This is a genomic window from Pseudomonas sp. CCI1.1 (genome assembly GCF_034348165.1).
In the GTDB taxonomy this organism is placed as follows: Bacteria; Pseudomonadota; Gammaproteobacteria; order Pseudomonadales; family Pseudomonadaceae; genus Aquipseudomonas; species Aquipseudomonas paracarnis.
The window spans coordinates 3,857,180-3,873,754 of the sequence record NZ_CP133780.1 but is presented as its reverse complement, the minus strand read 5'-3'; the positions used below and the strand labels follow the sequence as shown (position 1 = coordinate 3,873,754).

General features: G+C 56.3%; 17 protein-coding genes and 2 pseudogenes. 13 read left to right on the top strand and 6 right to left on the bottom strand.

Annotation, left to right across the window (positions count from 1 at the left end; genetic code table 11):
* Positions 1 to 5 precede the first annotated feature (5 nt).
* Positions 6 to 1,307 carry a GIY-YIG nuclease family protein gene (locus RHM69_RS17495; RefSeq protein ID WP_200600467.1) on the top strand — a complete coding sequence of 434 codons (1,302 nt, stop codon included), beginning with the start codon at positions 6 to 8 and terminating at the stop codon, positions 1,305 to 1,307.
* Positions 1,304 to 2,629, top strand: a complete 1,326-nt coding sequence (locus RHM69_RS17490; RefSeq protein WP_200600465.1) for an ISL3 family transposase — start codon at positions 1,304 to 1,306, stop codon at positions 2,627 to 2,629. The genes RHM69_RS17495 and RHM69_RS17490 overlap by 4 nt, the downstream gene beginning before the upstream one ends.
* 35 nt (positions 2,630 to 2,664) lie before the next feature.
* Here the strand turns inward: RHM69_RS17490 and RHM69_RS17485 are convergent, their stop codons facing one another.
* The gene (locus tag RHM69_RS17485) at positions 2,665 to 3,111 is read right to left on the bottom strand and encodes a TIR domain-containing protein (RefSeq protein ID WP_282378252.1); all 447 of its coding nucleotides are present in this window, start codon (positions 3,109 to 3,111) and stop codon (positions 2,665 to 2,667) included.
* A 482-nt stretch (positions 3,112 to 3,593) separates the two neighbouring features.
* Here RHM69_RS17485 and RHM69_RS17480 point away from each other — a divergent pair, with 482 nt between their 5' ends.
* Both RHM69_RS17480 and RHM69_RS17475 read left to right on the top strand, forming a co-directional pair.
* Positions 3,594 to 4,286 carry a hypothetical protein gene (locus tag RHM69_RS17480; RefSeq protein ID WP_200600463.1) on the top strand — a complete coding sequence of 231 codons (693 nt, stop codon included), beginning with the start codon at positions 3,594 to 3,596 and terminating at the stop codon, positions 4,284 to 4,286.
* Between the two features lie 43 nt (positions 4,287 to 4,329).
* Positions 4,330 to 5,112: a hypothetical protein gene (locus RHM69_RS17475; protein WP_200600461.1), complete on the top strand. Its 783-nt coding sequence runs from the start codon at positions 4,330 to 4,332 to the stop codon at positions 5,110 to 5,112.
* 147 nt (positions 5,113 to 5,259) lie between these two features.
* Here the strand turns inward: RHM69_RS17475 and RHM69_RS17470 are convergent, their stop codons facing one another.
* The gene (locus tag RHM69_RS17470) at positions 5,260 to 5,583 is read right to left on the bottom strand and encodes a hypothetical protein (RefSeq protein ID WP_200600459.1); all 324 of its coding nucleotides are present in this window, start codon (positions 5,581 to 5,583) and stop codon (positions 5,260 to 5,262) included.
* Positions 5,584 to 6,245: 662 nt separating this feature from the next.
* On the opposite strand from RHM69_RS17470, the gene RHM69_RS17465 reads away from it, so the two are divergent.
* The 3 genes from RHM69_RS17465 to RHM69_RS17455 all read left to right on the top strand — a co-directional run bounded on the left by RHM69_RS17465 (position 6,246) and on the right by RHM69_RS17455 (position 7,100).
* Entirely contained in the window at positions 6,246 to 6,536 is a 291-nt protein-coding gene (locus RHM69_RS17465) for a hypothetical protein (protein ID WP_200600457.1), read from the top strand.
* Positions 6,533 to 6,802: a hypothetical protein gene (locus RHM69_RS17460; RefSeq protein WP_200600455.1), complete on the top strand. Its 270-nt coding sequence runs from the start codon at positions 6,533 to 6,535 to the stop codon at positions 6,800 to 6,802. The genes RHM69_RS17465 and RHM69_RS17460 overlap by 4 nt, the downstream gene beginning before the upstream one ends.
* Positions 6,803 to 6,989: 187 nt before the next feature.
* Entirely contained in the window at positions 6,990 to 7,100 is a 111-nt protein-coding gene (locus tag RHM69_RS17455; protein ID WP_318533488.1) for a BPSL0761 family protein, read from the top strand.
* A 376-nt stretch (positions 7,101 to 7,476) separates the two neighbouring features.
* Here the strand turns inward: RHM69_RS17455 and RHM69_RS17450 are convergent.
* Both RHM69_RS17450 and RHM69_RS17445 read right to left on the bottom strand, forming a co-directional pair.
* A pseudogene (locus tag RHM69_RS17450) lies at positions 7,477 to 7,674 on the bottom strand (integrase); the annotation flags it as partial.
* A gap of 245 nt (positions 7,675 to 7,919) precedes the next feature.
* Positions 7,920 to 8,432 (bottom strand): hypothetical protein, encoded by a 513-nt coding sequence (locus RHM69_RS17445; RefSeq protein ID WP_200645932.1) that lies wholly within the window; start codon positions 8,430 to 8,432, stop codon positions 7,920 to 7,922.
* Between the two features lie 575 nt (positions 8,433 to 9,007).
* Between RHM69_RS17445 and RHM69_RS17440 the strand changes: the two genes are divergently transcribed.
* The 5 genes from RHM69_RS17440 (at position 9,008) to gabD (ending at position 15,840) form a co-directional block, all read left to right on the top strand.
* Positions 9,008 to 9,571, top strand: a complete 564-nt coding sequence (locus RHM69_RS17440) for a hypothetical protein (protein WP_234452056.1) — start codon at positions 9,008 to 9,010, stop codon at positions 9,569 to 9,571.
* A gap of 537 nt (positions 9,572 to 10,108) precedes the next feature.
* A complete protein-coding gene (locus tag RHM69_RS17435) occupies positions 10,109 to 11,482 on the top strand; it encodes a sigma-54 interaction domain-containing protein (protein ID WP_200599828.1) in 1,374 nt (457 codons plus the stop codon).
* A gap of 170 nt (positions 11,483 to 11,652) precedes the next feature.
* On the top strand, positions 11,653 to 12,801 hold the full coding sequence (locus RHM69_RS17430; protein WP_200599826.1) for an iron-containing alcohol dehydrogenase: 1,149 nt from the start codon (positions 11,653 to 11,655) through the stop codon (positions 12,799 to 12,801).
* A gap of 97 nt (positions 12,802 to 12,898) precedes the next feature.
* Positions 12,899 to 14,329 (top strand): hypothetical protein, encoded by a 1,431-nt coding sequence (locus RHM69_RS17425; RefSeq protein ID WP_200599825.1) that lies wholly within the window; start codon positions 12,899 to 12,901, stop codon positions 14,327 to 14,329.
* Between the two features lie 59 nt (positions 14,330 to 14,388).
* Entirely contained in the window at positions 14,389 to 15,840 is a 1,452-nt protein-coding gene (gene gabD / locus RHM69_RS17420) for an NADP-dependent succinate-semialdehyde dehydrogenase (RefSeq protein WP_200599824.1), read from the top strand.
* Here gabD and tnpB read toward each other — a convergent pair.
* Both tnpB and RHM69_RS17410 read right to left on the bottom strand, forming a co-directional pair.
* On the bottom strand, positions 15,763 to 16,131 hold the full coding sequence (gene tnpB, locus RHM69_RS17415; protein ID WP_267911859.1) for an IS66 family insertion sequence element accessory protein TnpB: 369 nt from the start codon (positions 16,129 to 16,131) through the stop codon (positions 15,763 to 15,765). The genes gabD and tnpB overlap by 78 nt on opposite strands.
* A complete protein-coding gene (locus tag RHM69_RS17410; RefSeq protein ID WP_200599823.1) occupies positions 16,128 to 16,319 on the bottom strand; it encodes a hypothetical protein in 192 nt (63 codons plus the stop codon). Before RHM69_RS17410 ends, tnpB begins: the two co-directional genes overlap by 4 nt.
* On the opposite strand from RHM69_RS17410, the pseudogene RHM69_RS31125 reads away from it, so the two are divergent.
* Positions 16,251 to 16,436 (top strand): annotated as a pseudogene (locus RHM69_RS31125) (hypothetical protein); the annotation flags it as partial. The gene RHM69_RS17410 and the pseudogene RHM69_RS31125 overlap by 69 nt on opposite strands.
* Between the last annotated feature and the right edge of the window lie 139 nt (positions 16,437 to 16,575).

Sequence of the window (16,575 nt, the reverse complement as noted above, 5' to 3'; positions counted from 1 at the left end):
CAGGTATGCCACCGATTCGGCACAGCAAAAGTAAGGCAGCAGACCGGCCGTCACTGGACGATATTTTCAACGGCCCGGACGAGTTCGGGCTACTGAACGTTCAGTACAAACACGTCAGCAAGAACGCGCCCATCGAAGTTTCTAATTTCGAAGCAATCAGCGCGTTTATTGATGAACACAGGTATCACCCCGGTGACGAAGGCGATTTATCAGAAAAGCGGTTAGCCCGGCGATTAAAAGGCTTTCAGGTAAACCTCGGGTTTCACCACATCCTCAAGCCCTATGATCGCCACGGGTTATTGCCGGAGCTGGGTACCCAAGTCGAGCTGACAGAAGCCAGCATCGCCAGTACTGCGCCGGTAGACACACAAAGCCAGCCAGCTCAAACGCCCGAGGTTGAGGGTGTCACTTCGCTGGATGACATTTTTGCCAGCGCTGAATTTGGCCTGCTAGATGAGGGCGACAACAGCGTCTTCGACATGCAGCATGTACCTGCGCTGTCCGCTACAGACAAAGAGCAGCCTGATGAGATTGCCCAGCGTCGGGTCTGCGAGGACTTCTATCAGTTTGAGCGCATTTTCCGTGAAGTGCATACAGGGTTGAAATCCGGCGAGGTAAAGACAGCACGCTTCCAGCAGGCTTCCCAGGTCTCCGCTGGTGATGTCTTTATCATGGAGGGTGTTCTGTGCTTGATTGACGATGTAGGTGAGCACCGGCTGGACAGTCAAGGCCGGTATGATCCAAGGCTGAGGGTTATCTTTGAGAACAGCACTGAATCCAATCACCTGCTCCAGTCGTTAGCCAAGCGGCTTTATGTGGACGAGACCGGCAGGCGCGTCATTCGTGATGCCGACTCGGTTGTGGATGCCTTCAACAACATATCCCACAAGGACAAGCGTGCCGGGCAGATTTACTTTGTAACGACGCTGAGCAATAACCCAGCATTAACCGCGGTCCCGAACCGGCTCAAAATCGGCTACACCGAGCTGACCGTTGAGGAAAGGACGAAAAACGCTGAGCGGGATATTGCGTTTCTGGAGTCGCCGGTCAAGATTCTGGCCTCAATTGAGTGCTACAACCTCAATCCCAACAAATTCGAGTCGCTGATTCATGGCTTCCTTCATGCCCAGCGGCTGAAAATGACGTTGACCGGCAAAGACGGCAAGACATACAAGCCTCGCGAGTGGTTTTCTGTTCCGCTTGAAACAGCGATGGAAGTGGTAAGGCGCATCATTGACGGCAGCATTGTTCACTATCGGATGAACAACACCACTAGCCGCCTGGTGAAGAAGGCGGTGAAGTTATGAGTCAGCTCGACCTGCTTAACCTCGGCAGCCTCAGGGCAGCGAGCCTTATTGACGAAGGTGACCACTACGTTGTCGAGGTGGACGGGCAAGGGATGCCCGCCTGCTGCCCTCACTGCCAGTCTGAGAGCCCGTACCGACACGGCTCACAGCAACAGCACTACATCGACATTCCCATGCACGGCAAGCCCGTCCTCCTGCGTGTAGAGAGGGCGCGTTTCCGCTGCAAAGTGTGCGGCAAGACGTTTTTTTCACACCTCCCTGACATTGACGCGAAAAGGAAGGCGTCTGTTCGCTTTATCAGATACATCGAACAGGAATCAATGAAGAAAACCTTTGCCTTGCTGTCACGCGAGGCAGGGATTGATGAGAAGACCATCAAGCACATTTTCGAGGACTATGTTGAGCGGCTGGGCCAGACTATTCGGTTTGAAACGCCGGAGTTTTTGGGGATTGATGAGCTTAAAATCATTGGCGAATACCGCTGCATGATCACCAACGTGGGCGAGCTATCCATCTTCGACCTGCTGCCCAATCGACGCAAAACCGACCTCACGACGTACTTCAAGGCACTCCCTGACAAACACAAGGTCAAGGTGGTGACGATGGACATGTGGCGTACCTACAAGGATGTCGTCAAGGCACAGCTCCCTGGTCGGGATATTGTTGTTGACCGCTGGCATGTGGTCCGCCTGGGTAATGATGCGCTGGAGACGGTACGGAAGAAGATCAGAAAAGACCTGAACACCCGGCAGCGACTCAAGCTGAAAGATGATCGCTTTATTTTGTTAGAACGCGAGGTAGGGCTTACCACAGATGAACATAACAAGATGCTTGAGTGGTTTGAGCTACATCCAGAGCTGGAGCTGGCCTACCGGATGAAGGAGAGCTTTCATGAAATCTATAACTGTAGTGACAAAGAAGATGCTCAGGCATTCGCACGAACCTGGCTAGACTCCCTATCACCGGAAATGGAGTATGCTTTTGGTGCGGCCAGAACGGCGCTGACGAACTGGTGGGGTGAGATCTTTAACTACTATGACCACCGGGTCACCAACGCCTACACCGAGTCTACCAACTGGCTGGCGAAGGACATGAACAGGATGGGACGAGGATACAGCTTTGAAGTGATGCGGGCCCGACTCATCTATGAGAAGCAAGCCCGTAAGCCGACAACGAAAGTGCGCGGCATAAAGCCAAAGCCCTTCCTGCCAGAAAAAGTCATGTATCGTTTCGGCATAATAGATGAGAAGGTAAAGACTATCGAGTACGGTCCGCATATTCCAACCCTGTGCGACCTTCTTGATAAGAGTTATTTTTCCTAACTTTTCAAAAAAAACCTAGATAAAGCCGGAAGTGGCTAAAACAATATTTCCACACTTGATTCCGGATACTCAAATAGTCCAACTCTAACAACGCGTTGCCCAGCCCGTGGCTCCGGCGTGCCACCCTTGGCGAAGCCATCATCGTCCGGGGTCAGCAGTACCACCGCGAAACCCACTTGTCCATGCGCTTCAACCTTCTCCATTACCGGTGCGCCCTGATTGGCTTGCTCATGCAAAATGATCGGTTCGAAGCCCAGCTGCATCAAAAAGCGCGCCACGGTCTCTCGTGTGCCTTCATCATGGCCATGCACTACAAACACACGGCTAGAAAGTTCTTGCGCTACCGGTACTGATATAGCTGGGAGTGACGGAGTGGGCTCTAAGTCAATATCCTTAAGATCCTCCACCAGGGCCAGTTGAGTCTGCGTAAGCAGCGCGACCGCATTGCCGATGTTTCGCCGGGTAGGGGTGACATAGTCCACCACTTCACCGCGAGAAATAACCCTTGAATGATGTTGAAGATGCGCCGCTCGTTCATAAGCTCATGCGCCGAGGTGCCCTCGCCAAAACAGCGGGTCAAGGTGACCTTGATCGCTACTTCCAACGCCGCGATCTCAGCACTTCGTCCTTAACCAACGTACCGACATCAAAGGCTTGCAGCTCAGAGATTCTTTCTCCCAACCTCGCAATGCCCCGTTCTATACCTTGGGGGCTCAGTTGTAGCTTGGGAGCGACAGAACTGATTGAAGATTTAGCTCGGCCATCGCAGTGAATCTTTCTTATCCTATGTGTGATAAAGGAAATTATCACATAGCGATACTCCCCAGAGGCACTGCGCCTGGCCGGTGCAGATGTTTCCGTCGGCCAAATAAAAAATCAAAGCAGATATCATAAATTAATCATTGACGATGTCATATTTGCTCGGTAGTCTGTGCCCCATACCGACTGACCGAGAGCAGCACCGATGAACACCTCCTGGCGTGACCGATTTGAGAAAAACTTTATCTCCCCCGAGAAAAAACTTGGCCTGGACGAGATCTTGGAGGAAGCGCACGACGCCTATCTGGGCTGGCTGGCCGCTTCACTGACAGCATTCCACAGCGATTTTAATGAAGACCAGGTCGACCAACTGGATCGGATTTTTCAGGGCGAAAGTCGAATTCGTTCAATTGCCAACGATTGCTACAACTACGCAATCAATGGACGTTTCAGGCTTGCTAAAGATGCCCAAGAGCAAGAGCAGATGAATGATGACTGGGTCTGCCTGGCTATCCTGGTGCAGTCTGCCCGGCCTGGAATTGAAGAGTTTTCGCTCACCGTCAGAGGACGCCCGATTGGCGTACCGGCAAAGCTTGAGCAGCTTCTGTTCCATGCACAGATACGGGCTCTGCTGGATTTCTCTACCGTCGACGGATTTGACGAAGATTCGGATTCGGTACCGCAGTTTTTTAGTCAGCCAGTCCCGGGCTATCTCACGCTCAAGGAGATCGCCCTGTTAGGGCAAATGTCGGAACGAGCGGTGCGCAATGCGGCCCAGCCCGCAGCGGCGGATCGATTGCAAACGCGCAAGGAACAAAGCCAGACGGTGGTCGACTCCGAAGAGGCGTTGCGCTGGTTGAAAGGTCGCCGGGGCTTCATTGCTACCCGTGCGGATTAACGCTCGCTAACCCAACAATTGCCTATCACCAAAGGACATCACCATGAGCCTCGAACAGTTCAGCCGCCTGCTTTCCGCCTCCACCCACAACTTTGCCAACGCTCTGCCCGCCGAGCTGTTGCTCTCATCGGAAGGCGGCTTGCAGACCTTCTATGCGCCCTTCGACCACGTCAATGCGGGGGCTCGAATCGTCCTGTGTGGCATTACGCCGGGGTTGCAGCAGGCCAGCCGCGCCCTGGACGAAGCCCGCAGCCAGCTGCGCCAAGGCGCTTCCCTCGAGCACGCCAAACAAGCCGCGAAGGAAACGGCCAGTTTTGCCGGCGCGATGCGCCGCAACCTGATCAACATGCTCGATCACGTCGGTGTTCATACGCTGCTGGACATCGAGAGCTGTGCGCGCCTGTTCGACACCCACCGGCATTTGGTGCATTACACCTCGGCACTGCGTTACCCCGTGTTTGTGGATGGCCAGAACTACAGCGGCAGTCCGGCGATGCTCAGTCGTGCCAGCCTGCGACACCAGGTGGAAACCCACCTGGCGGAAGAGATCAAGACACTCGGCCCGCAGTGCCTCTATGTCCCACTCGGGCCCAAGGTCACGGAGGTCTTCCAGCACCTGCAAACCCAAGGCCTGCTGAAACCAGAACAGCTGCTGGATGGACTGCCGCATCCTTCGGGCGCCAATGCTGAACGCATCAGTTATTTCCTCGGCAGTAAGCCTCGGGAAAAACTCTCGAGCAAAACCAATCCAGTGGTGCTGGATGAGGCCAAGGCGCGACTCCTGGCTAAGCTGGCCACGATGCGCAGCGAAAATCGGATGGATTGAATATCACCAGGAGAACGCCTGCCGCTAGAGCGCTGTAAGCGTGTCTCGTTAAGTGTTTTGTTGTAGTCACCGCCTGGGGTGGGGCGGCAATACGCGCTTGAAGCTGCTCAGGGGTGTTCTCGATATCATAAGGCGGGCCCACGCGGCTCATTCCCATTTCCAACCATTCAAAGGGGGCGGCGGGGACAAGCCCAAATGCTGCTCGACGTAAAACTCCAGCCAGCCACCTAACGGTTCGTTGCGCCCGTCGGTGATCGGGCCGTGCAATATCACCCCATCGGGCCGTTCAATGCACAAAGCATTGGATTTTTCAGGGCCATGCAAATAGCGGAAAAACTCCATACGCACACGGCCGCGGCCGGCGTTGCTCAACACCACCGGCAGCTCAAGGGTAATGAACTCCGTGGGCGGCTGGCGCGCATATAGCGCCATGACGGTGACGGTAGCCAGTCCCTGATAGTCGTAAGTCATGGGATCAATTCCTGTCCAACGAAATGCTCGGCAAAGCGTAAACCATGGCTGCGGGTCTGTGGGTTGGGCCATAAAAACCTCGTGATGCGGAGTCGAACGTCGTCAACACATCTAGCCGAAGAACGTTGCTAAGAAGATCTCCTGCTTTACTGGACTGACAAACCTTAACGACGCAACGCAGTTGCCTATGTACGTGCGGGGTATAGCTGAGGGGCGCGACGCATAAAGAACCGAAAGAATCCCTAAGCTATTCGGCGCTGCTAGTGATTACACTGAGTCACCATCACAAGAAGTCAGCTCAATGAGTGTTTACACCGGTCCCGACTGTGCTGAACTGTTCCACGTTGTCTACCTGAGTGGCACGTTCCCGGGCGGCAAGGAACGAGAAAACATAGATTGTCCCGCTCGTGGCAAGTCGGTCGGCAGTGAGGTGACCAGCGCTGTGCTGAGTACCAAGGCCCTGACTACCGCGGAAAAGGTCGCATATCAGACGGGCCAAGGCTGGGCCGAGACTGCGCATAACGGCGTTTTCGTTCAATCGCCCTTCCAAAAAGCCCACTCCGGTGGGCTTTTTTGCGCCTGGTGGATGCCAGAACCCCGGGGTCTGGTCTACCGTTCCTAGCACTCTTGGCTTTCGGCGTATTGACCCCTAGGAGAAGCTCATGTCGCTCCCCATTACCGCACGACAAATGAACGCCTTGCGTGCCCTGCAACATAACCACCCCGATCTGGGAGAGCTGGCCACCGCTGTCGCGCTCGCCTTCGACGCCTCGAAAGTCGACAACCCGGAACTGGCTCGGCTCATCCTGGAGAAGACGTGTCGGCGTATCGTCACCAGGCAAGCGGGCAGCCACGAGGCGTTGATCCAGCACCTGGAACACTTTGCGACGCTCGAATGCCTATCACCGAAGCAAGTCTCCGAATTCACTGAACGCATTAGGAGGTTGGCTTGAGCACACGCCAAGGGATTCACGAAGACACGCTGCAGGCCATGCTCGAGGGCGGCGCGGTGCGTGAGGCCCTGGTCAGCCGGCACGGTGATAAATGGGGCCTGGCCATCCGCCTAGGCGGCGCCGGCAGTCGCTGGCTGCCTGTGCGCTCGCGCCGTGAGGCGCTGCGCACCTGGGCCAGTTTGACGGCGGTAGGACGCTTTGCAGAGGCCGTGGGCAAGCGCGGTGTGCCAATTAAGACATCAACTTACCCCGCACGCATTGGATAACTTCGTCAACACACCAGTTTTGGTCGGTATAAATTCAGCAGGCTATGCTGAAGGAGTGACTATGAGCACGGGTTGGGAGCTATTTCTGCTCGACGTACGTAATCGTTGGCTTGGTCTGCACCTGGGACAGTTGGCCACCGAAACTGGTCGCTCGCGAGGGGCGCCGATCTGACACGTGGAGGATTAAATGACGATGCCATTTGAACGGAGCAGGTCCGTCGCACAGACTCATGCTTTCCTAACGGAACATGCTCGCGACACCGAATTACCCGAACGCATTAGACAAAACGCTCACTAGCTGTAAGGAAAGAAACGTTGTCTTTACGGCTGATTTCAGCCCTTAAAGAAAACATTTCTTTTCCTCGCGCTGCCATTTTTTGAGCAACGATGAAGCGCAGGGCAACAATCGCACGTGCGGCCAGGAAGCGTCACCCCTTCAAATTTGACGAACGCGCCTCATATTGACATTCGCTTTTTTTTGCTATTGCTTCGCGGTTTCAGCTAATGCTGTGGCTACAGCTGCTTGCTTGGACGATTTCTGTGTGTCGCAACCGTCGGCTATGGGTCGGAGAGCGACGGTCTGGCATAGACCGTTGCAGGGAGTGGTCAGACTTCTGTCTGCTCTGCCATTTCCAGAGCTTCATCGACCTTGATGCTCAAGTATCTGACGATGCTTTCAAGCTTCGTATGTCCCAGCAGGCACGCAGTTTGCTGTCGATAGCCAAGTTGAAGAGGGCCAGATCCCGCGTCTTCTCAGCAAGCTGAAGTCTTACGCGGATGGCACCAATATCTCTGACTCGGATCGGCGCCTTTTGCCCAACGAGCTTTCCCTTGTTCCAAGGCTGATGGCAATATCTAGCAATTGAGTTCATGGCTTGTCCTTCAGGCTGAGGGAAGACAAGGGTGGTTCAGTCACCGTGCGTCGTGGTCGCTATTCGACCCGAAGCCGCTGTTCGTGGAAGACAGAAAACGGCCAGGAGCAGCCGGTGTCGGCAGGTAGAAGCGATCCTCAACGTCAGAACTCACTGAACCTTCTTCCTTGGTGATGAGTAGGCCCAACGCCTGAATTGAGCCGCGCCACGAAGCGGCGTCGGCTTGAATGAGTTGTCGTGTGCTATCAGCCTCGGTCAAACAGTGAGCCGTCGCTGCCAAGCCAAACGCCATCACTGAGATAAACTTCGCCACCCAGATCGCCAGTTGAAAGATCATTGTAGAGTTCAATCATTTCGTCTCTGGCGCGATATCTTACGTCTGTGTATGAATCATAGATCTCAAAAAATCTACTGAACGCACCGGAAAGCTCGCTGTTGAATTCTTTGTCTTTTTGATTCTTGTGCTGAGTAATGACGCATATTTTTACGTATTCTCTTCCTGCCCAGTCCCTTTGTACCGATGGGGATGTCTCAAACTCGGCTCCTAGTCGTAAAGCAGATTCAATCAAGCGGAGCTGGTTGGGGCATACCTTGATGCGCCCATGATCTTCGCTCGCAGTGGCAGTCATAAGTTCCCACTGAGGATCATCCCCAAGGATTCTTAGAAAGCCAGTCTGTTCTCTGACAACAATGTAGCTTTCTGGGCTGTTCAGTCCCGTTTTTTTTGATTGAAGAATCTCAAAGGTAATGTCTTCCATGCTGCTCCTCTTGCACATAACTTAATGTAGACCGCACCAACCCGCAGGCCATATCTAGCGCTTGGGGTCTAAATTGGTGATTCAAGAGCCCCGGGATGGGCTTGCAGCCTAGCTCCTAACCATGTGAGCTGTGTGAGAACACCTTACCAAATTCAGTCATAAAATCAGCGCGCCAGTTGTTGTACTACCATCCGTTCAACTCGGTTGGCTAGCGCACCACAAACACGATAGCTTGTGCCTGCCACCATCTTGAAGGACGGCTTTGGAGCGTTGATCTGAACGTCAGCACTGGGTCGTTTTTCGCCCGTCGCGACAGGCAGAAAACGGCTGTGGAGTCATTCGGAAGTATCTAGCAAATCCGGGTGGATTCACCGCTCCAACCTGCGGTGAGTTAAAGTTGCGGGCCACTCACGTCAAGCGACATCTACATGAACCTACGAGCTCTCGCTGTCGCCGCAATCGCCGCCCTTTCCGCGATCGGTATAGTTTGCATCATCTACATCCTTGCATTCGGGACAACTCGCTCTTCTGATCCCGCGATCTGGGGGCAGTTTGGAGACTACGTCGGAGGGGTCTTGAATCCGTTGTTCGCCCTTGCTGCGTTCTTGTCTGCTCTTTGGTCGATAAGCTTGCAGCAACGGGAATATCGCGCCGCCTCAAAGCAACTGGCGGCACAAATCGAGATTGCACGGGAGGAACTAGAGACATTCAGCTCCGAGAGGCTAGGAGAGGAGTTCCTGCACGTGATTCGGGACATCGACCAGCGACTCTCCGCTCTGCTGTTGGAGGTCATATCCCCTCCGAATGCGCCTCAAGCAGTCACTATCTCTCAGATGGTTGCGGAGGCTGACCGCATTGTGATGCAAGGAGGGAGCTCTCCCGCTTTCACCCACTTCCTGCACTATGCGAACTCTCCTGGTTCGGTTGTGGAGGCCCCTGTCCGTGAAATCAAATACCTCGTGAACAAACTGCGAGAGTTCTTGGAACACTACTCAAGATACAAGGCAAAAGGCTTTGCGCCTGTTCTTGTATATTACGCTGACAAAGCCTATCAACTAATGAACATGCTAGAAGCGATTGGTGGGATGCCTCCTAAGACTCGAGAGTTCTTTGCGACCGTTAGCGACCCTCACCGCTAACAGCGTGCTTAACGCGGAGACCAAAGGGTTGAAGACCGTCACGACTGGCTACTTTGGGCCGTTTTTGACTACCGCCACCGGCAGCTGTGGGTCGTTTGCAGCCATCCGCGACGGGCAACAATCGGCCAAAAGCGGACAATTTTGTCCCAAGCTCTGTTGCTCAGATATTAGACTTGGAAGTCTCTAGGAAAGCTGGGCCTATTCAATAATGCCGAACCCCCTATGTGCGAAATGAATCTGGGTCTTGAATCAAGAAGACTGACTCACAGCGATCTATGACGAAGCGTCTATCGCTGACCGGAGCGGGGGTAGCCCATCATGCAAGTGGCCCCAGCTTTGGACATTGGCGAGCACGCTTCTGCACAGTGCTAGTGCCACAGCCTTGTGACTGATTACATTTCGTCTTGGTGGCGCTCACTGGATTGTCTGCCGGTTTGTTCGGGCCAGCGGGCTATACTAAGTCTCTGTTTGACATGCTGGCGTCTGTCGAGTCAGATCTGCGCCGCTTTTCTTTAAGGCGCTACTTACGGGGAACAAATGGACTTCAGTGAGACCTGTTTCGAAGAACTACTTGATGCGCTACACGACGGTGTATACATCACAGATGCCAGCGGTATGACGCTGATGGTCAATCGGGCATATGAACGCCTGACCGGCCTGCGTAGCGAGGAACTCCTCGGGCGGTATATGCAGGATTTGGTCAAGGAGGGGGCCATCTCGCAATCGGTCTCGCTGCGGGTGCTCAAGGAGGGCAAGGCGATCTCCATGATGCAGAGCCTGAGCCAAGGCAAGCAACTGCTGGTCACAGGTACGCCGATCTTCAAGGCCGACAAAAGCATCCGTTTTGTCGTCAGCACGGTGCGCGACATGACCGAGCTGCTGCACATCAAGCACGAACGCGACGAGCTGCAACAGCTCAAACAACTGCGCAGCAGCACCGCCAAGCTGCATGCCGGCCAGCGCGACAATTTGCTGCATTCTCAGCTGGTCGCCGATCAAGAAGTCTCCGGGCGAATTTTTGCCCAGGCCCGGCAGGTCGCCGGCAGCGACGTCAAGGTGCTGCTACAGGGCGAGACGGGGGTGGGCAAAACCTTGGTGGCACACTACATCCACAACGCGAGCGCACGGGCCAAGGAGCCGTTTATCGCGCTCAACTGCGGCGCGTTGCCGGAAAACCTGATCGAGGCCGAACTGTTCGGCTACGTCCCGGGTGCCTTTACCGGCGCAGGCCCCAAGGGCAAGCGCGGCCTGCTCGAACTGGCCAACCGCGGCACGGTGTTTCTCGATGAAGTTGGCGACTTGCCGCTGCCCTTGCAGGTCAAGCTGCTCAAGGTCATTGAGGAGAGCTGTTTCATTCCAGTCGGCGGGCTGGAACTCAAAGAGGTGGATGTGCGGATCATCACCGCCACGCACCATGACTTGAAGCAGATGGTTGCCGACGGGCGCTTCCGTGCCGACCTGTATTACCGTCTAAACGTAGTGCCGATCAATATCCCGGCGCTACGCGAGCGCAGCGAGGAGGTGGAGCCGCTGCTGAACTACTACCTGGCGAGCTTCAATCAGCGCTACGGACGGGAGCTGCAGTGGAGCCTGGAAGCCCTCGATAGGCTGCTCGACTATGCCTGGCCGGGGAATATCCGAGAACTGATCAACCTGGTCGAACGTCTGGTGGTCATGTGCGAAGGGCCGAGTGTGGCGGTGTTAGATCTGCCGGAAGAGTACCGCACAGGCGCTCTGGACAATGCCGATGAAAGTCAGCTGCCGCTGCGCAAGATAGTCGAAAACGCCGAGCGCGGTGCCATCCGTAACGCCATGGTGCAGCACAAGACCACGCGTCAGGCGGCCAAGGCACTGGGCGTGAGCCAGGCGACCATCGTGCAGAAGATGAAGAAGTGGGAGTACGTTGAGTAGAAAATCAATCATTTGCCGGGTTTCCGATTAATCAGCTAATCAGATTTTCCCGTTTGAAGGTTGAGGCTTTACGTTGAACCGCTCTATTTCAGGGGTTGTAGGGGGCTGGCACAGTATTCGCTATAGATCGGTTAGACCGCGTTCAGAATAACAACGTATAGGTATAGCCGATGAGTTTCACTGCTTTCAAAATCGCTAATAAGCTGATCACTGGCCAAGGTGCCGTTGAGCAGCTGGCTGGCGAACTGACCCGCCTGAATATCACCAATCCGCTGATCGTCACCGACGCCGCGCTGCTCAAATCAGGCACCGTCGAACACGTCATCGGCCAGCTTGGCGAGCGCCGTTATGGGATCTTCGGTGAAGTGCAGCCGGAACCGGAAATCGCCATTGTCGAAGACTGCACCCGCGTCTACCGCGCAGGTGGTCACGACGGCCTAATCGGTGTCGGCGGCGGTAGCGCGATCGACATCGCCAAGAGCGTGGCGGCCTACGCCGATCACGATGGCAAGCTGGAAGAACTCTTCGGCGTCGACTTGGTAACGCGCAAGGGGCCGCCTCTGATCGCCATCCCTACCACCGCCGGCACCGGCTCTGAAGTGACCAACGTGGCGATCCTTTCAGACAAAGCCGCGCAGTTGAAAAAGGGCATCGTCAGCGACTACATGCTGCCTGATGTGGCCTTGGTCAGCCCGCTGATGACCCTGACCTGCCCCCGTAGTGTCACTGCCGCTAGCGGCATTGATGCGCTGGTGCACGCCATCGAGGCGTATCTGTCGACGAACGCCTCGCCGATTACCGATGCCCTGGCGATTGGCGCGATCAAGCTGATCGCTAAGGCGTTGCCCAAGGCTTATGCCGCCCCAGCCAACCTGTGCGCCCGTGAGGACATGGCCACAGCCAGCCTGATGGCTGGGATGGCCTTCGGCAATGCTGGCGTCGGCGCGGTGCACGCTTTGGCCTACCCGCTTGGAGGTCGTTTCAATATCGCCCACGGGGTGAGCAATGCGCTATTACTGCCATACGTCATGGCGTGGAACAAGCTGGCCTGCGTCGAGCGCTTCCGCGATATCGCCGAGGCCATGGGTACCAAGGTCGCCGACCTGAGCGACAAGGATGCGGCCGACCAGGCGGTCAAGGCCATGGCTGATATATGCGCCGCGGTGGAGATTCCCACCGGCCTGCGTGGCTTCGGTGTGCCGGAGGACGCTATCCCTGCCATGGCCGAAGAGGCCAGCGGCATAGAGCGCTTGATGCGCAATAACCCACGCAGGCTCAACGCCCAGGACATCGAAAAGATCTACCGCGCGGCTTACTGATCCGCCAGCAAAGATGCACCACATCCGTCCCCTAGAGGGACGGGTGGGGTAGCTGTGCTACAGGCTCCATAACTTCAAAAATAAATAGGTGCTCAACATGTCTCAGCCTTCCGAATTAGGCCAGGAAACTTCCTACACGCCGCTCGGACCTTTCAAGATCCGACTGCCGTTTATTCATTACAAGTTCGAGATGTCGGACTACATGCAAGGTCTGCTGATGTGTGCGGTGGATCTGGCGGCAATTCCGCTGATGACCGAGTTTCTTGGCATGCCGTTCGAAGTGGCGCTGGCGGTGGTGATGCTCAACGGCTTGCTCTATCTGACCCATCACCTGCTCGGCGACCCGGTGGTACCCGGCTGGATCACCCCGGCGATTCCGCTGCTGATGGCCTACTGCGAGCAATTCCCCGAAGGGCCGGAACGCGTGCATGCGTTGATCGCCTTCCAGATGATGCTCGGGATATTTTCCATAACCCTTGGCATAACCGGGATGGCCCGCAAAGTCGTCGACTTCGTCCCATCGGCGATCAAGGCGGGGATCATCCTCGGTGCCGGCCTGGCAGCGGTGAGCGCGGTATTCAAAGTTGGAGGGCGTTTCGACAGCTTCCCTTGGACCATCTCGATTGCTGTAGGCATCGCCTTTTACCTGATCTTCTCCCAGCACTTCCAGATGCTGAAGAAGCGCAGTGCGTTCTGGTGGAATTTTGCCAAGCTGGGCATTTTCCCGATCATCATCCTCGCAGTGATAGTCGCGCCGCTGGCTGGTGAAGCGGCCTGGCCGACCATCGAGTGGGGTTTCAGCAAGCCAGACTTCGCCACCCTGTGGAACGAATACACTGTGTTCGGCCTCGGCATGCCGCCGCTGTCGATGTTCCTCATGGCAATCCCGACAGTGCTGGCGGCCTACATAGTGGTCTTCGGCGATGTGCTGGGCGCCAGGGCAATCCTCAGTGAGGCTGATCATATCCGCCGCGACGAGAAGGTCGATTTCAACCCGAGCCGCTCACACCTGATCTTCGGCGGTCGTAACGCGCTGATGAGTATCTTTGGCCCTGACCTGGCCATGTGCGGCCCACAGTGGTCGGCGATGCAGGTCGTGATCACCGAGCGCTTCAAGGGCGGTGCCCAGGCGATGAAGTCGATCTACGGGGGCGTCGGTTCGTTCCGCTGGGGCACTAATACTGGCCTGTTGCTGTTGCCGGTGGTGACCTTGGTGCAGCCGATCCTCGGTGTGGCGCTGGCGCTGACCCTGCTGATCCAGGGCTATGTCAGCGTGCGTTTGGGCATCCTTGAGGCGCGCAGCAATCGCGATCTTGGCATCGCTGGGATCATCGGAGCGGTACTAGTGCTCAAGGGCGCGAGCTGGGGCTTCGGTGTCGGCGTGGTGCTGTGTCTGCTGATTTACGGCAAGAACTTCTTCCGCGGCGAGAACGACAAGGTCTTCAGCAAAGATCTCGACAAACCCGAACTGCCGGTCAGTGCGCCTGCGCAGAGCTGCGAGTCGACGGCGACGCAAAGCAACGTCTGACTGTGCATTATCGGAGTGCCAGTGTCTCTGGTGCTCCTGCTTCGATATGAGGATTACCCATGCAATTGCAAGACCCCAGCCTCCTCCAGCAGCAGGCTTATGTGAACGGCCAATGGTGCGAAGCGGACAGCGGTGCGCGTAGCGAGATATACAACCCGGCCACGGGTGAAATGATCGGCAGCGTGCCCAATATGGGCCGCGCCGAAACCCGCAGAGCCATCGACGCAGCTCAAGCCGCCCAACCAGCCTGGCGCGCGCTGACCGCTAAGGAGCGGGCGAATCGCCTGCGCCAGTGGTTCAACCTGATCCTGGCCAACCAGGAAGACCTGGCACGGATCATAACCGCCGAGCAGGGCAAAACCCTGGCCGAGGCCCGTGGCGAGATTGCCTATGCCGCCTCCTTTATCGAGTGGTTTGCCGAAGAAGCTAAGCGCGCCTATGGCGATATGATTCCGGGCCATGCTCCGGACAAGCGCATTCTGGTGCAGAAGGAGCCGGTCGGCGTCGCTGCGGCCATCACACCCTGGAACTTCCCGAGTGCGATGATCACCCGCAAGGCCGGCCCGGCTCTGGCGGCGGGTTGCGCCATGGTCCTCAAGCCGGCACCGCAGACACCGTTCTCGGCCCTGGCGCTGGCCACCCTGGCCGAGCGCGCTGGTATTCCCGCCGGTTTATTCAGCGTGCTGCCTGCGGATGTCACCAGCTCCCGTGACATTGGGGCCGAGCTGTGCGAAAACCCGATCGTACGCAAACTGTCGTTCACCGGCTCCACCGGCGTAGGCATCAAGCTGATGCAGCAGTGCGCGCCGACCCTGAAGAAACTCTCCCTGGAGCTGGGCGGCAATGCGCCCTTTATCGTGTTCGACGACGCCGATCTAGATGCTGCGGTGGAAGGGGCGATCATATCCAAGTACCGGAATGCCGGGCAGACCTGCGTGTGCACCAACCGCTTCTACGTGCAGGAAAGCGTCTACGATGCCTTCGCCGAAAAACTGCAGGCGGCGGTGGCCCGGTTCAAGGTTGGCAACGGTATGGACGAGGGTGTGACCACCGGCCCGTTGATCAATGCCGATGCCGTGAGCAAGGTCGAGCTCCATCTGTCTGATGCGCTAGCCAAGGGCGCGACCCTGGTCGCCGGCGGCAACCGCCTGGGCGGTAATTTTTTCGAGCCGACCATCGTCACCGGGGTGACTGCCGACATGCTGGTGGCGCGCGAGGAAACCTTTGGCCCGCTGGCTCCGCTGTTCCGCTTCAATGACGAGGCCGAGGTAATTCGCCAGGCCAACGACACCGAGTTTGGCTTGGCTGCCTACTTCTACGCCCGCGACCTAGGCCGGGTGTTCCGTGTGGCCGAGGCGCTTGAGTACGGCATGGTCGGCATCAACACAGGGGTGATCTCCACCGAGGTGGCACCGTTTGGTGGTATGAAGGCCTCAGGCCTGGGCCGTGAAGGATCGAAGTACGGACTGGATGAGTATCTGGAGATCAAATACATGTGCTTGGGGATTTGATTGTCCTTTTATAGGGTATGAGTCGCCCTGAATTTGTAGGTGCTCGATGTCTGCTATTGGCCGACTGCAGCCTTTCGCGTAGCTAACGCTACGTTGCCGGTGCACTAGCCAAACTCCCACGCAGTCGTGCACCAGCACTTTCATCCGGTTAGCCCGGTGATTGGCGAACAGATAAGCGCAGTGCGGCTTCGCCGCACCGAACACCGCGATCACCCGGGCTAATGCCGCCTCAGTGCCGGAGCGCATGTCCATCGGTTCTGTGGCCAGCCAGTTCGCATCAATGCGGATCATTGAGCGACAGCCCGAATAAATTGCGCGCAGCCTTCAGGATCCGAGGTTGGCCATTTAACCGTGATCAATTGCCCGGCCATGGGTAACTCAATGATCGTTGATGCTTCGGCTGGCCGTTTAACCCAAACATCGTAGTAAATGGTGATGCCGAGCTGATCCATGTGCTGGATTTCAACATCCAGTGTCATGTGAAGCAGACTGGTTCTTTACAGGAACAAGACATGCGGCAAGAGGTTTGCCAGGTGATGGAAGGGGACTCGGAGGCGTTTGAGCGACGCTACCAGCGCTTGGGAGGTGAGGTCTGATAGGGCTTGGGCACCCACGCTAGGGTGTGGAAGGCTAGAAAAAACTAACCCCCTGGTGCGCAGTACAGATACTGGGATCTGCCCGAGGCGTGGGGGCTATTCTTGCCATGGAGGATAACACGACGTAGTCGATGGCTGC

Excerpts from the sequence above, each read along its gene's own strand:
- RHM69_RS17475 (WP_200600461.1), top strand. The coding sequence starts at position 4,330 with ATGAGCCTCGAACAGTTCAGCCGCCTGCTTTCCGCCTCCACCCACAAC.
- RHM69_RS17495 (WP_200600467.1), top strand. The coding sequence starts at position 6 with ATGCCACCGATTCGGCACAGCAAAAGTAAGGCAGCAGACCGGCCGTCA.
- RHM69_RS17465 (WP_200600457.1), top strand. The coding sequence starts at position 6,246 with ATGTCGCTCCCCATTACCGCACGACAAATGAACGCCTTGCGTGCCCTG.
- RHM69_RS17445 (WP_200645932.1), bottom strand. The coding sequence starts at position 8,432 with ATGGAAGACATTACCTTTGAGATTCTTCAATCAAAAAAAACGGGACTG.
- RHM69_RS17435 (WP_200599828.1), top strand. The coding sequence starts at position 10,109 with ATGGACTTCAGTGAGACCTGTTTCGAAGAACTACTTGATGCGCTACAC.
- RHM69_RS17490 (WP_200600465.1), top strand. The coding sequence starts at position 1,304 with ATGAGTCAGCTCGACCTGCTTAACCTCGGCAGCCTCAGGGCAGCGAGC.
- gabD (WP_200599824.1), top strand. The coding sequence starts at position 14,389 with ATGCAATTGCAAGACCCCAGCCTCCTCCAGCAGCAGGCTTATGTGAAC.
- RHM69_RS17455 (WP_318533488.1), top strand. The coding sequence starts at position 6,990 with ATGACGATGCCATTTGAACGGAGCAGGTCCGTCGCACAGACTCATGCT.
- RHM69_RS17480 (WP_200600463.1), top strand. The coding sequence starts at position 3,594 with ATGAACACCTCCTGGCGTGACCGATTTGAGAAAAACTTTATCTCCCCC.
- RHM69_RS17425 (WP_200599825.1), top strand. The coding sequence starts at position 12,899 with ATGTCTCAGCCTTCCGAATTAGGCCAGGAAACTTCCTACACGCCGCTC.
- RHM69_RS17430 (WP_200599826.1), top strand. The coding sequence starts at position 11,653 with ATGAGTTTCACTGCTTTCAAAATCGCTAATAAGCTGATCACTGGCCAA.
- RHM69_RS17470 (WP_200600459.1), bottom strand. The coding sequence starts at position 5,583 with ATGACTTACGACTATCAGGGACTGGCTACCGTCACCGTCATGGCGCTA.
- tnpB (WP_267911859.1), bottom strand. The coding sequence starts at position 16,131 with ATGATCCGCATTGATGCGAACTGGCTGGCCACAGAACCGATGGACATG.
- RHM69_RS17410 (WP_200599823.1), bottom strand. The coding sequence starts at position 16,319 with ATGACACTGGATGTTGAAATCCAGCACATGGATCAGCTCGGCATCACC.